Here is a 13,281-nt window from a genome sequence, read left to right on the forward strand (position 1 = left end):
CATGAAGAAGTTAGTTGCGACAGCGCCTCGCGTAGCGGCGCTGGTGGAATATGAAGATCGTCCGGTTGACGTTCACGAAGTGAAAATTCTCGCCCGTTTTGGTGCGCCAAAACACGGCACCGAAGTGGTGGATTTTCGCGCGGCAAGTCCCTTTATCGATGAAGAGTTTAACGCGGAGTGGCAGATGTTTACCCCGCGTGAAGAGGGAGCTGCTCGCGGGATCGAATTCGGTAAGTTCCAGCTGGGCAATATGATCGTGGGCGAGATCGTCGAATGCGGTGCCGATGTGACGGAATACCGGATCGGTGACAGCGTCTGCTGCTACGGGCCCCTTCAGGAGACGGTGATCGTGAATGCCGTCAACAACTACAAACTGCGCAAAATGCCGCAGGGCGCCTCGTGGAAAAATGCCGTCTGCTATGACCCGGCGCAGTTCGCCATGAGTGGCGTGCGCGATGCCAACGTGCGGGTAGGGGATTTCGTCGTCGTTGTTGGTCTGGGGGCCATCGGGCAGATAGCCATTCAACTGGCGAAAAAAGCCGGGGCTTCCGTGGTCATTGGGGTCGATCCTATTGCTCACCGCTGCGATATTGCCCGCCGTCACGGGGCGGATTACTGCCTGAACCCGATGGGTACCGATGTCGGTCTGGAAATCAAAAAACTCACCGGTAAACAGGGTGCCGACGTGATTATTGAAACCAGCGGCTTTGCCGATGCGCTGCAGTCTGCGCTGCGCGGTCTTGCCTATGGTGGCACCCTCTCCTATGTTGCCTTTGCAAAACCGTTCGCAGAGGGATTCAACCTCGGTCGCGAAGCGCATTTCAATAATGCCAGGATTGTCTTCTCCCGCGCCAGCAGTGAACCTAATCCGGATTACCCACGCTGGGACCGCAAGCGTATAGAAGAGACCTGCTGGGAACTGCTGATGAACGGTTATCTCAACTGCGAGGATCTGATCGACCCGGTGGTGACGTTTACCACCAGCGCAGAGAACTATATGCAGTATGTCGATCGGCACCCGGAACTGAGCATCAAAATGGGCATCACTTTCTAAGCTAAGGAGAGCAGACAATGAAAATCGCAACGCAAAACCAGGCTTTTTTCCCGACCACCATCCTCGAAAAATTCCAGTACATCAAAGCGATGGGATTTGATGGCTATGAGATTGACGGCAAACTGCTGGTGGAAAATCTGGACGAGGTAAAAGCCGCTATCAAGGCCACCGGCTTACCCGTCACCACCGCATGCGGCGGCTACGACGGCTGGATAGGTGACTTTATCGAAGAGCGTCGCCTGAACGGGTTACAGCAGATTGAACGTATCCTTGAAGCGCTCGCCGAAGTGGGCGGGAAGGGGATTATCGTTCCGGCTGCCTGGGGGATGTTTACCTTCCGCCTGCCACCGATGACCTCTCCGCGCAGTCTCGAAGGCGATCGCAAAGCGGTAAGCGCTTCGCTGCGCTGGCTGGATGAAGTGGCGGCGCGCACCGGGACCACCGTCTACCTGGAACCGCTGAACCGCTATCAGGACCATATGATCAACACCCTGGCCGATGCCCGTCGCTATATCGAAGAGAACGCCCTGAAGCAGGTGCAAATCATCGGCGATTTCTATCATATGAACATTGAAGAAGATTCGATAACCGACGCGCTGCACCACAACCGGGATCTGCTGGGGCACGTGCATATCGCCGATAACCATCGCTATCAGCCGGGAAGTGGCAGCCTGGACTTTGCCACCCTGTTCGATCGGCTGCGTGCCGACAATTATCAGGGCTATGTGGTTTACGAGTGTCGTGTTCGTGCCGACGATCCTGCGCAGGCTTATCAGGACTCCCTCACTTATTTGCGTGAATGCTAAGGATGACAAGCGTGATGAGTGCTTCAACACTTTTGCCTCTGCGCGTCGCCATCATTGGTGCCGGGCAGGTTGCAGACAAAGTGCATGCCTCGTACTACGCCACGCGCAGTGATGTTCGGATGGTGGCTGTCATGGACAGCCGCCTGGAACAGGCTCAGGCGTTTGCGGAACGTCATGCTATTCCTTCTGCATGGCAGGACGCGCACGAGATGCTGCAGGCAGTAAAACCGGATGTGGTGAGCGTCTGTTCGCCTAACCGCTTTCATTTTGAACATGTTATGGCGGCGCTGGAGTCAGGGTGTCATGTGATGTGTGAAAAACCCCCCGCCATGACGCCACAACAGGCCGATGAAATGCGCGTCGCGGCCCGTAGGGCGGGAAAAGTGCTGGCGTATGATTTTCATCATCGTTTTGCACTTGATACGCAACTGCTGCGTGAAGCCGTGCTGAACGGGACATTTGGTGAAATTTACTTCACCACGGCGCAGGCCCTGCGTCGCTGCGGGGTGCCTGGCTGGGGCGTCTTTACCAATAAATCGCTGCAGGGTGGCGGACCTTTGATTGATATCGGCATTCATATGCTGGATGCCGCGATGTATGTGCTGGGCTTCCCGGCAGTAAAACGGGTGACGGCACACAGTTTCCAGAAGCTGGGAAACCGTAAAAACAGCGGTCAGTTCGGCGAGTGGGATCCCGCTCAGTTCACCGTGGAAGATGCCCTGTTTGGCACCATTGAATTCTGCAATGGCGGCGTGCTGCGTCTGGACACGTCGTTTGCGCTTAATATCCGTGAGCAGTCCATTATGAATGTCGCATTCTGCGGTGAAAAGGCCGGGGCAACGCTGTTCCCGGCGCATATCTACAACGATGAAGGCGGTATTTTACAGACGCTTAGCCAGCGTGAAGAGGCTGACGATCAGCGTCATTTACGCAGCATGGAGGCCTTTGTTCGCCACGTGATGGGGGAACCCGTGATGATCGCCGATGCAGAGCAGGGGCTGGTCATCCAGCAATTAGTCGCTGCGCTGTATGAAGCAGCCGAAAAAGGGGAAAGTGTGACGTTATGCTGAACCTGTCTGTATTAACCGATCCGGGCTTTTGCCCGCACAGCCTGAATAAATACCCCTCCATTATGGCCTGCGGTAACGGCTTTATGGGCATTCGCGCCACCCATGAAGAAGATTACACTCAGCAAACCCGAGGAATGTATCTTGCTGGTCTGTATCATCGCGCGGGACATAACGAATCAAGCGAGCTGGTCAATCTTCCGGACATTACCGGCATTGATGTTGAACTGGATGGCGAGAATTTTACCCTGCTGTCAGGGGAGATCCTGAGCTGGCATCGCGAGCTGGCCTTTGCTAATGGCGAGCTACGTCGCAGCGTCGTCTGGCGCTCATCTCAAGGGAGACGCTATCGTCTCGAAAGCCGTCGTTTTGTGTCGCTGGATCAACTCCCGTTAGCGGCGATGCAACTCTCGATCACGCCACTGGATGCCTCCTCGCAGGTTGTTTTAAAAACCGGCATCGATGCGACCCAGACTAACAGCGGCAGGCAGCATCTGGATGAGATCTCGGTCAGGGTGTTTGACCCGCATTATCTGCAGGGGGTGTATGAAACCCAGGATCGCGCTGCTGATGTGGTGATCTCTGCCTGTTGTCGCCTTTCAATGGACAGCGACAGTTGCTTTACCGCCAAAAATCGCTCCATCACCGTTCACCATGCGCTGAATGTCACGCAGGGGGAGACGGTCACCCTTGAGAAACTGGTGTGGCTCACTCACCGCAGAGACAGAGCGCTGTCTATGGAGACCTTCGCGCGTAACGCTCTCACCGAACTCCAGGCCTGCGCGGCACACGGATACGCCGCCTTGCTGGCGCGTTCTGCCTGTGTCTGGGATAAGGTCTGGCACGATAGTCGGGTAGCGGTGTCGTCCACGGAAGAAAGGGATCAGATGGCGTTGGACTATGCCGTCTGGCATTTAACCGCCATGACGCCAGCCCATGACGAGCGAAGCAGTATCGCGGCTAAAGGGCTCACTGGGGAGGGGTATAAAGGGCACATCTTCTGGGATACAGAAATATTCCTGCTGCCTTTCCATCTTTTCACTCGCCCTCAGACAGCGCGCAGTCTACTGCGCTATCGTTGGTTAAACCTGCCGGGAGCACGTGAAAAAGCCCGCAGAAACGGTTGGCCTGGTGCACTTTTCCCGTGGGAGAGTGCGGCAAGCGGGCAGGAAGAGACGCCGGAGTTCGCGGCAATCAATATCCGCACCGGTGTACGCCAGAAGGTGGCATCCGCCCTGGCTGAGCACCACATTGTGGCGGATATCGCCTGGGCCGTCGTCGCTTACTGGCAGGCGACACATGATGACGCCTTCATGCGCAATGAAGGTCTGACGCTGCTGATGGAGACAGCACTGTTCTGGATGGGGCGCGCCACGAAAGTCAACGGGCGTCTGGAAATTCATAACGTGATTGGTCCGGATGAATACACGGAGCACGTCAATAACAACGCTTATACCAACTATCTGGCCTGGCATAACGTCGCCAGTGCCCGCCAGTTCATGTCGATGTTCGGGCGGGAGGATGCGCACTTTACGGAAAACGCTAATCGCTTCCTGACTCATTTATGGCTGCCGGCGGCGAATGCCGAGGGTGTACTGCCTCAGGATGATAGCTTCATGGCGAAACCGACTATCGATCTGAGTCGTTATAAAGAGAAAGCGGGTAAACAGACCATCCTGCTGGATTACTCCCGCGCAGAAGTGAACGAGATGCAGATCCTCAAGCAGGCGGATGTGGTGATGCTCAACTACCTGCTGCCGGAACGATTTACACCTCAGCAATGTGTCGCCAATCTGGCGTACTACGAGCCACGCACCATCCATGACTCTTCATTGAGCAAAGCCATTCACGGGATTGTTTTCGCGCGTTGCGGCGATACTGAGCGGGCATACGCCTTCTGGCGGGACGGCATCGCCATCGATCTGGGCAACGATCCGCACAGCAGTGATGAGGGGATCCATGCTGCCGCGACAGGGGCTATATGGTCGGGGGTGATTCAGGGATTTGCGGGTGTACAGATTGTGGCCGGGGAACTGCATCTGGCGCCGAAACTTCCTGCCCACTGGCGAAAACTCACCTTCCCGTTGCGCTGGCGAAACGCAAGCATGCGCTTCACCTTTGAAAATGAAGTTATAACCATCGAGACCTCAATGCCTGTCACTCTGACGCTGTGGGGCAAAATCCTCAGTGCAGCGGGGCGGCAAAACTTTGCTTACAAGGATTTTATGACGTCCGTTTCTGGGACCGCTACCACAGAGAGGGGCCATGATGCTTAAGGCTGTTGTATTTGACCTTGATGGCGTGATTACCGACACCGCGCATCTCCATTTTCTGGCCTGGCGTGCCGTGGCGCAGGAGATTGGCATCGCCATTGACGAAACCTTCAACGAAGAACTTAAGGGGATAAGCCGCATGGACTCCCTGATGCGGATCCTGCGTCACGGTGGGAAGGAGAAGGCGTTTGACCACCCTCAGCGCCTGGCGCTGGCGAGCAAAAAAAATGCGCTCTACGTGCGGTCTCTGGCCTCGCTGACCCACGAATCACTGCTTCCCGGCATCCCCGAGGTGTTAGCTGAGATCCGCGCCGCGAACGTCAGAACAGGGCTTGCCTCTGTCTCACTGAATGCCTCGGGAATCTTACGCGCGCTGGGGATACAGCAGGCGTTTGATTTTTGCGCCGATGCCTCCCGCATTGCCTGTTCAAAACCGGATCCGGAGATCTTCCTTACGGCCTGTGCAGGGCTGAATGTTCGTCCTCAGGAGGCTATCGGCATTGAAGATGCCGCGGCTGGCGTCGAGGCAATTAACGCAGCGGGGATGCAGTCGGTGGGAATTGGACCTGGGCTGGACCATGCGGGGCTACAACTTCGTTCAACGCGGGAACTGTCCTGGAAATGTCTGACCGATTTCTGGGCCTCCCGGACCGTATTGATAAGGAACTAATAATGGCTCAACTGTCTCTGAAACATATTCAGAAAATCTATGATAACCATGTCCACGTGGTAAAGGATTTCAACCTCGAAATAGAGGATAAAGAGTTTATTGTCTTCGTCGGTCCCTCTGGATGCGGTAAATCGACGACCCTGCGTATGATTGCCGGGCTGGAGGAGATCAGTGCAGGTGAACTGGTGATCGATGGGGTCTGCATGAATGATGTCCCGGCCAAATCCCGGGATATCGCCATGGTTTTCCAGAACTACGCGCTCTACCCGCACATGACGGTCTACGACAACATGGCGTTTGGCCTGAAGATGCAAAAAATTGCGCCAGCAATCATTGAAGAGCGGGTGAACTGGGCGGCGCAAATTCTGGGTCTGCGCGATTACCTTAAGCGCAAACCTGGTGCCCTGTCTGGAGGCCAGCGCCAGCGCGTGGCATTAGGCAGGGCAATCGTGCGCGAAGCCGGGGTATTCCTGATGGATGAACCGCTCTCGAACCTCGACGCCAAGCTCCGGGTGCAGATGCGCGCTGAAATCAGCAAGCTGCACCAGAAGCTTAACACCACCATGATCTACGTGACCCACGATCAGACGGAAGCCATGACCATGGCGACCCGGATTGTGATCCTTAAAGACGGCATCATTCAGCAGGTGGGGGCACCAAAACAGGTGTATAACCAGCCTGCAAATATTTTTGTCGCGGGCTTCATCGGCTCTCCGGCGATGAATTTCATCCGCGGCGCGATAGACGATCGCTATTTCGTCACCGAAACACTGCGGCTTGAGATCCCTGAAGACAAACTCACCGCGCTGAATAGCCAGGGGTACCAGCGTAAAGCCGTGGTATTCGGCATCCGTCCGGAAGATATTGTTACACCACAGGGCGAGGGTGAAAGCATTACCGCGAAAGTCAGCGTCGCGGAGCTGACAGGCGCCGAATTTATGCTCTACGCCAGCGTTGGGGGGCATGAACTGGTCGTTCGAGCGGGCGCATCAAATGACTATGCGGCAGGGGATAATATCGACATCCGCTTCGATATGAATAAGTGCCATTTCTTCGACGCGGAAACGGAAATGGCAATCCAATAATAAGTTCGTTCGCCGGGAATACCCATTCCCGGCTTTTGTGTTTGTTAATTATATAGGGAATATTTTAATGAGTACTCTACTAAAAAGCGCTGCGCTTGTTCTATGCGCAGGGGTTAGCTGCGCGCAGGCAACGGAAACCGAAAAACACTGGGATTTTAATATTGGTGCTATGTATGAAATTGAAAATGTCGAAGGTCAGGGCGACGATAAAGATGGGTTATATGAACCCTCCGTGTGGTTTAATGCCACATGGGATGCCTGGACAATTGCCATGGCGATGTATCAGGAAGGGCCGGTTGACTATAGCAGCATGACCCGTGGCACCTATTTCGATCGTCCAGAATTTGAATTGCGTTATCGCATTATCGGTACCGATGACTTTGTTCTTGGCCTGACCGGCGGCTTCCGTAATTACAGTTATCATTTTAAAGATGAACAGGGTGCTAAAGACGGAACTGCAAATATGCAGCGCTACAAAATTCAGCCGGACTGGGATCTGAAACTGACCAACGACTGGCGCTTTAGCGGCTGGTTTGCTATGTATCAGTTTGCCAATGACCTGGAAGAAACCGGCTATTCTGACAGTCGGGTCGAAACTGAAACCGGCTTTACCTGGACTATCAACGAAACGATTTCGGCCAAAATTAACTACTATTTAGAGCGTGGCTTTAATATGGATAGTTCGCGCAATAATGGCGAATTTTCCACGCAGGAAATCCGCGCCTATCTGCCGCTTTCGTTAGGCAGCACCACCCTGACGCCTTATACTCGCCTCGGTCTTGATCGCTGGTCAAACTGGGACTGGCAAGACGATCCTGACCGAGAGGGGCATGACTTTAACCGACTTGGCCTGCTCTATGCCTATGATTTCAGCAATGGTTTATCGATGACCCTGGAATATGCCTATGAATGGGAACACCATGATGAAGGTGAAAGCGATCGCTTCCACTATGCAGGTATCGGGGTAAATTACGCGTTCTGACAGGTTGTACACCAGGGGTTATCGCCCCTGGTGTTAGCGCAGAGACTCAGCACAGGAAAAATGGGTGTCCACCAGCACCTTTCGCGGCGCGGGTTGACCAGCGATACGTCTGAACAGAAGCTCGCAACTCTCTTCACCCAGTTTGCGCGTCGGGATATCAAAGCCGGCGGGCACGGGGGTCAAAATGAGCGACAGCATTGGGTCACTGTAACCCGCCACTGCAACCTGCTCAGGGATCTTAATATTTAACGCATCCGCTGCGCGATAGAGGCTAAGCAGCTTCATGCTGTCGGTGGCAAATACCGCATTCGGCGGGATAGGCGAGGACAACAATTGAATGGCCGCCGCGAGCGCACTTTCATGGGTATAACCGCCGTCGATGACCCACTCAGGCTTAATAGTGACCTGATGTTTTTCAAGACTGGCCTTATAACCTGCAAGACGATCGATCGAAACGTGATAATCGAGGGGGGCATGCAGGCAGGCAATATCATGACGACCCTGTTTAATAAAAGTCTCTGTCAGTGTGGCGCTGTCATGATAATTATCGGTGTCTACAGAGTAAATGTTCTCAAAATTACCTTCTACTTTACCGATCACAACCACTGGAATACCGTAGGCATCGAGTCTGGAGAAAAAGGACTCATTTGCCGGTGAACTCAGCATGATGATCCCTTTAATCATTTTCTGTTTTATTTTGTTTTCACATTTCAGCAGGTCATCTTCACTGCTTTTTGATGTCTGCAAAATAACGTCAAAACCTTCCTGCTCCGCTTTCGCAGTAATGGCATGCAGCACATCAGAGAAAAAAGGATTGCCGACTGTAGTTTTGGTAGAACGGGTTGAAATAACCATTATGGCATCAAAGCCGGAAGAGGTCAGGGCGCGGGCGAGTTTATTGGGTTCATAATTTAATTCTGCAATTGCCTTGAGCACCTTCTCGCGCGCTTCGGGTGAAATATTTGTTTGCTTATTCAAAACTCTGGACACGGTTGATTTCGAAACGCCTGCAACTCGCGCAATATCATAAATGGTGGGTGACATACACCTTACTCGCTCCTGAAAGACAGCAATTTGGCTCATCTTACTGGAGAGAAAACGGCAATAGCAATAATTATGAATTGATAATCAACGATCTGCCCCCATTTATTGTATTCTGAAGCAAGTGATTTCAGAGTTCCACGCAATGAAGGACGGCGATGAAGCGACTTAAAAATGAACTTAATTCTCTGGTTAATCGCGGGGTTGACCGTCATTTGCGCCTCGCGGTTACCGGACTGAGCCGCAGCGGCAAAACCGCCTTTATTACGGCGATGGTCAATCAGCTGTTGAACCTGCATACGGGGGCGCGCTTGCCGCTATTAAGCGCGGTGCGTGAAGAGCGCCTGCTTGGCGTTAAACGCGTGCCACAGCGCGATTTTGGCATTCCGCGCTTTACCTATGATGAAGGGCTCGCCCAGCTGTATGGCGCGCCGCCCAGCTGGCCAACGCCGACCCGCGGGGTGAGTGAAATCCGTCTGGCGCTGCGCTACCGCTCGAACGACTCCCTGATGCGCCACTTTCGCGATACCTCTACTTTGTATCTGGAGATCGTCGATTATCCCGGCGAATGGCTGCTCGACCTGCCGATGCTGGCCCAGGATTATTTAAGCTGGTCCCGACAGATGACCGGTTTGCTGCACGGACAGCGGGAGGAGTGGTCGGCCAAATGGCGTGCGCTGTGCGCCGGGCTGGATCCGCTGGCGCCGGCCGACGAAAACCGGCTGGCGGCCATCGCCGATGCCTGGACCGAGTATTTGCACACCTGTAAACACCATGGCCTGCACTTTATCCAGCCGGGCCGTTTTGTGCTGCCCGGCGATATGGCAGGTGCTCCGGCGCTACAATTTTTCCCGTGGCCGGATGTGGATGGCGTGGGCGAGTCGAAGCTGGCGCAGGCGGATAAGCACACCAATGCGGGCATGCTGCGCGAGCGTTTTAACTACTACTGCGAGAAAGTGGTGAAGGGCTTTTATAAAAACCACTTCCTGCGCTTCGATCGCCAGATTGTGCTGGTGGACTGTCTGCAGCCGCTTAACGGCGGGCCTCAGGCGTTTAACGACATGCGCCTGGCACTCACCCAACTGATGCAGAGCTTCCATTACGGGCAGCGGACGCTGTTCCGGCGTTTGTTCTCTCCGGTTATCGACAAGCTGCTGTTTGCCGCCACCAAGGCTGACCACGTCACGGTCGATCAGCACGCCAATATGGTTTCTTTGCTGCAACAGTTGGTGCAGGATGCGTGGCAAAACGCCGCCTTTGAAGGCATCAGCATGGACTGCCTGGGGCTTGCCTCAGTGCAGGCTACCCAGAGCGGGCTGATCGACGTCAACGGCGAAAAGATCCCGGCGCTGCGCGGCAACCGTCTGAGCGACGGCGAGCCGCTGACGGTCTATCCGGGAGAAGTGCCCGCCCGTCTGCCGGGCCAGGCGTTCTGGCAAAATCAGGGCTTCCAGTTCGAGGCTTTCCGCCCGCAGATGATGAATGTTGACCAGCCGCTGCCGCATATTCGCCTCGATGCCGCGCTGGAGTTTTTAATTGGAGATAAGTTGCGATGACCGAACCGTTGAAACCGCGCATCGATTTTACCGGCACGCTGGAGCAGGAAAATCGCGAAGCCTTTAAAACCGCGCAAATCTTTGCTGACGCCGAGGCCGAGCATTTTGCCCCGGCGGTCACAGAGATGTTGCCCGCAGAAGAGGGGCAGGCCGAGGCGGTAGTGGACGCCGCGCTGCGCCCAAAACGCAGCCTGTGGCGAAAAATGGTCACCGCAGGGCTGTTACTGTCTGGCGTGACGGTCGTCGGCCAGGGCGTGCAGTGGGCGATGAACGCCTGGCAAACTCAGGACTGGGTGGCGCTGGGCGGCTGTGCAGCCGGGGCATTGATCGTCGGGGCTGGCGTTGGCTCGATTGCCAGCGAATGGCGACGCCTGTGGCGACTGCGCCAGCGGGCCCATGAGCGCGACGAAGCCCGGGATCTGCTCCACAGCCACGGCACCGGTAAAGGACGCGCGTTTTGCGAAAAACTGGCAAAGCAGGCCGGGCTCGATCAATCGCATCCGGCCCTGCAGCGCTGGTATGCCGCGATCCACGAAACGCAAAACGACCGGGAAGTCGTGTCCCTGTATATCCATCTGGTACAGCCGGTGCTGGATGCCCAGGCCCGGCGCGAGATCAGCCGCTCGGCCGCCGAATCCACCTTGATGATCGCCGTCAGCCCGCTGGCGCTGGTGGATATGGCCTTTATCGCGTGGCGCAACTTGCGCCTGATTAACCGCATTGCCACCCTGTATGGCATCGAACTGGGCTATTACAGTCGCCTGCGTCTGTTCCGCCTGGTGCTGCTGAATATCGCCTTCGCGGGGGCCAGCGAGCTGGTGCGTGAAGTGGGGATGGACTGGATGTCGCAGGATCTGGCCGCCAGGCTTTCGGCGCGCGCGGCGCAGGGTATTGGTGCCGGGCTGCTGACGGCCCGACTGGGGATTAAAGCGATGGAGCTGTGCCGTCCACTGCCGTGGACAGAGGACGATAAACCGCGTCTGGGCGATTTTCGTCGTGAATTAATCGGTCAGCTAAAAGAAACCCTGACTAAAAAACCGCAGTAACCTTAATGCCGCGCACAAAACTCCGCCACTAAACGCTCAGGCTGTCAATATTTGTTGACAGCCGTCTTCCCGATTGCCGATATCTGGCTTATCATTTCAGTGTTACCGCCTATAGAGTGATTTTCCCATGCGTCTGGAAGTGTTTTGTAAGGACCGTCTCGGCCTGACTCGCGAGTTACTCGATCTCCTTGTTTTGCGTAGCATTGATCTGCGCGGCATCGAGATTGACCCAATCGGGAAGATTTATCTGAACTTTGCTGAAATTGCCTTCGATACATTCAGCAGTTTAATGGCTGAAATCCGCCGTATCGCTGGCGTTACGGATGTTCGCACCGTGCCCTGGATGCCCTCCGAACGCGAGCATCTGGCCCTGAGCGCGCTGCTCGAAGCGATGCCGGAACCCTTTCTGTCCCTTGATCTGAAAGGCAAAATTGAACGCGCCAACCTGGCGAGCTGCCAGCTGTTTGCCCAGGAGCAGGACAAACTGAGCAGCCACAATGCCGCCCAGCTGATCCCCGGCTTCAATTTCCAGCGCTGGCTGGAGAGCAACCCGCAGTCAACGCACAGCGAACACGTGGTCATCAACGGACAGAACTTCCTGATGGAGATCACGCCGGTCTACCTGCAGGGCGAAAACAACCTCAGCACCCTGACCGGGTCAGTTATCATGCTGCGCTCCACGGTGCGAATGGGACGTCAGTTGCAAAACCTGGCGAGCCCGGATGTCAGCGCCTTTAGCCAGATTGTGGCGGTGAGTCCGAAAATGCGTCATGTGGTCGATCAGGCGCGCAAGCTGGCGAATCTGGCGGCACCTTTGCTTATCACCGGCGACACCGGAACGGGCAAAGATCTGCTGGCCCATGCGGTCCATCAGGCCGGTCCGCGTGCGGCCAAACCGTATCTGGCGTTAAACTGCGCCTCGATTCCGGAAGATGCGGTGGAAAGCGAGCTATTCGGCCACGCGCCGGAGGGCAAAAAAGGCTTCTTCGAGCAGGCCAACGGGGGCTCGGTGCTGCTGGACGAGATCGGTGAAATGTCACCGCGGATGCAGGCCAAGCTGCTGCGCTTCCTCAACGACGGCACCTTCCGCCGGGTCGGGGAAGATCATGAGGTGCATGTGGATGTGCGCGTGATCTGCGCCACCCAGAAGAATCTGGTCGAGCTGGTGCAAAAGGGCGTCTTCCGGGAGGATCTCTACTATCGTCTGAACGTGCTGACCCTGAATATTCCGCCGCTGCGCGACTGTCCGCAGGACATCATGCCGCTGACCGAACTGTTTGTGGCGCGCTTTGCCGACGAGCAGGGGATCCCGCGACCGAAGTTCTCTGCCGATCTCAATAACGTGCTCACCCGCTACGGCTGGCCGGGAAATATCCGTCAGTTGAAGAATGCAATTTATCGCGCCTTGACCCAGCTGGAAGGCTACGAACTGCGACCGCAGGACATTCTGCTGCCGGATTACGATGCCGGATCGGTGGCGGTAGGCGAAGAGGCGATGGAAGGGTCGCTGGATGATATTACCAGCCGCTTTGAACGCTCGGTGCTGACGCAGCTGTATCGTAACTATCCGAGCACGCGTAAGCTGGCGAAACGGCTTGGGGTTTCACACACCGCGATTGCCAATAAGCTGCGCGAGTATGGTCTGAGCCAGAAGAAGGGCGAGGAGTAAAAACAAGAAAGCCTCCGTCAGGAGGCTTTCTT

At 55.5% G+C, this 13,281-nt stretch carries 11 protein-coding genes; 10 read left to right on the forward strand and 1 reads right to left on the reverse strand.

Annotation, left to right across the window (positions count from 1 at the left end):
* Position 1: 1 nt before the first annotated feature.
* The 7 genes from M8014_RS20485 (at position 2) to M8014_RS20515 (ending at position 7,937) form a co-directional block, all read left to right on the forward strand.
* Entirely contained in the window at positions 2–1,054 is a 1,053-nt protein-coding gene (locus M8014_RS20485; RefSeq protein ID WP_271284212.1) for a D-guloside 3-dehydrogenase, read from the forward strand.
* Between the two features lie 17 nt (positions 1,055–1,071).
* Entirely contained in the window at positions 1,072–1,860 is a 789-nt protein-coding gene (locus tag M8014_RS20490; protein WP_271284213.1) for a 3-dehydro-D-guloside 4-epimerase, read from the forward strand.
* Positions 1,861–1,871: 11 nt separating this feature from the next.
* A complete protein-coding gene (locus tag M8014_RS20495; RefSeq protein ID WP_271284214.1) occupies positions 1,872–2,930 on the forward strand; it encodes a D-glucoside 3-dehydrogenase in 1,059 nt (352 codons plus the stop codon).
* On the forward strand, positions 2,924–5,203 hold the full coding sequence (locus tag M8014_RS20500; protein ID WP_271284215.1) for a glycoside hydrolase family 65 protein: 2,280 nt from the start codon (positions 2,924–2,926) through the stop codon (positions 5,201–5,203). The genes M8014_RS20495 and M8014_RS20500 overlap by 7 nt, the downstream gene beginning before the upstream one ends.
* On the forward strand, positions 5,193–5,870 hold the full coding sequence (gene pgmB / locus M8014_RS20505) for a beta-phosphoglucomutase (RefSeq protein WP_271284216.1): 678 nt from the start codon (positions 5,193–5,195) through the stop codon (positions 5,868–5,870). The genes M8014_RS20500 and pgmB overlap by 11 nt, the downstream gene beginning before the upstream one ends.
* 2 nt (positions 5,871–5,872) lie before the next feature.
* Positions 5,873–6,955 carry an ABC transporter ATP-binding protein gene (locus tag M8014_RS20510; RefSeq protein ID WP_271284217.1) on the forward strand — a complete coding sequence of 361 codons (1,083 nt, stop codon included), beginning with the start codon at positions 5,873–5,875 and terminating at the stop codon, positions 6,953–6,955.
* Positions 6,956–7,022: 67 nt separating this feature from the next.
* Positions 7,023–7,937, forward strand: coding sequence for an OmpG family monomeric porin (locus M8014_RS20515; protein WP_271284218.1), 915 nt, complete (start codon positions 7,023–7,025; stop codon positions 7,935–7,937).
* 33 nt (positions 7,938–7,970) lie between these two features.
* Here the strand turns inward: M8014_RS20515 and M8014_RS20520 are convergent, their stop codons facing one another.
* The gene (locus tag M8014_RS20520; RefSeq protein ID WP_271284219.1) at positions 7,971–8,981 is read right to left on the reverse strand and encodes a LacI family DNA-binding transcriptional regulator; all 1,011 of its coding nucleotides are present in this window, start codon (positions 8,979–8,981) and stop codon (positions 7,971–7,973) included.
* 155 nt (positions 8,982–9,136) lie between these two features.
* On the opposite strand from M8014_RS20520, the gene M8014_RS20525 reads away from it, so the two are divergent.
* The 3 genes from M8014_RS20525 (at position 9,137) to tyrR (ending at position 13,249) form a co-directional block, all read left to right on the forward strand.
* Entirely contained in the window at positions 9,137–10,534 is a 1,398-nt protein-coding gene (locus M8014_RS20525; RefSeq protein WP_271284220.1) for a YcjX family GTP-binding protein, read from the forward strand.
* Positions 10,531–11,580, forward strand: coding sequence for a YcjF family protein (locus M8014_RS20530; RefSeq protein ID WP_271284221.1), 1,050 nt, complete (start codon positions 10,531–10,533; stop codon positions 11,578–11,580). The genes M8014_RS20525 and M8014_RS20530 overlap by 4 nt, the downstream gene beginning before the upstream one ends.
* A 127-nt stretch (positions 11,581–11,707) precedes the next feature.
* Positions 11,708–13,249, forward strand: a complete 1,542-nt coding sequence (gene tyrR / locus M8014_RS20535) for a transcriptional regulator TyrR (RefSeq protein WP_271284222.1) — start codon at positions 11,708–11,710, stop codon at positions 13,247–13,249.
* Positions 13,250–13,281: the final 32 nt, after the last annotated feature.

Origin of the sequence: Silvania hatchlandensis (assembly GCF_025564065.1) — a bacterium.
Lineage (GTDB): Bacteria > Pseudomonadota > Gammaproteobacteria > Enterobacterales > Enterobacteriaceae > Enterobacter > Enterobacter hatchlandensis.

Coding starts and splice junctions, on each gene's coding strand:
- M8014_RS20485 (WP_271284212.1), top strand. CDS start 2: ATGAAGAAGTTAGTTGCGACAGCGCCTCGCGTAGCGGCGCTGGTGGAA.
- M8014_RS20510 (WP_271284217.1), top strand. CDS start 5,873: ATGGCTCAACTGTCTCTGAAACATATTCAGAAAATCTATGATAACCAT.
- M8014_RS20525 (WP_271284220.1), top strand. CDS start 9,137: ATGAAGCGACTTAAAAATGAACTTAATTCTCTGGTTAATCGCGGGGTT.
- M8014_RS20500 (WP_271284215.1), top strand. CDS start 2,924: ATGCTGAACCTGTCTGTATTAACCGATCCGGGCTTTTGCCCGCACAGC.
- M8014_RS20515 (WP_271284218.1), top strand. CDS start 7,023: ATGAGTACTCTACTAAAAAGCGCTGCGCTTGTTCTATGCGCAGGGGTT.
- M8014_RS20520 (WP_271284219.1), bottom strand. CDS start 8,981: ATGTCACCCACCATTTATGATATTGCGCGAGTTGCAGGCGTTTCGAAA.
- pgmB (WP_271284216.1), top strand. CDS start 5,193: ATGATGCTTAAGGCTGTTGTATTTGACCTTGATGGCGTGATTACCGAC.
- tyrR (WP_271284222.1), top strand. CDS start 11,708: ATGCGTCTGGAAGTGTTTTGTAAGGACCGTCTCGGCCTGACTCGCGAG.
- M8014_RS20530 (WP_271284221.1), top strand. CDS start 10,531: ATGACCGAACCGTTGAAACCGCGCATCGATTTTACCGGCACGCTGGAG.
- M8014_RS20490 (WP_271284213.1), top strand. CDS start 1,072: ATGAAAATCGCAACGCAAAACCAGGCTTTTTTCCCGACCACCATCCTC.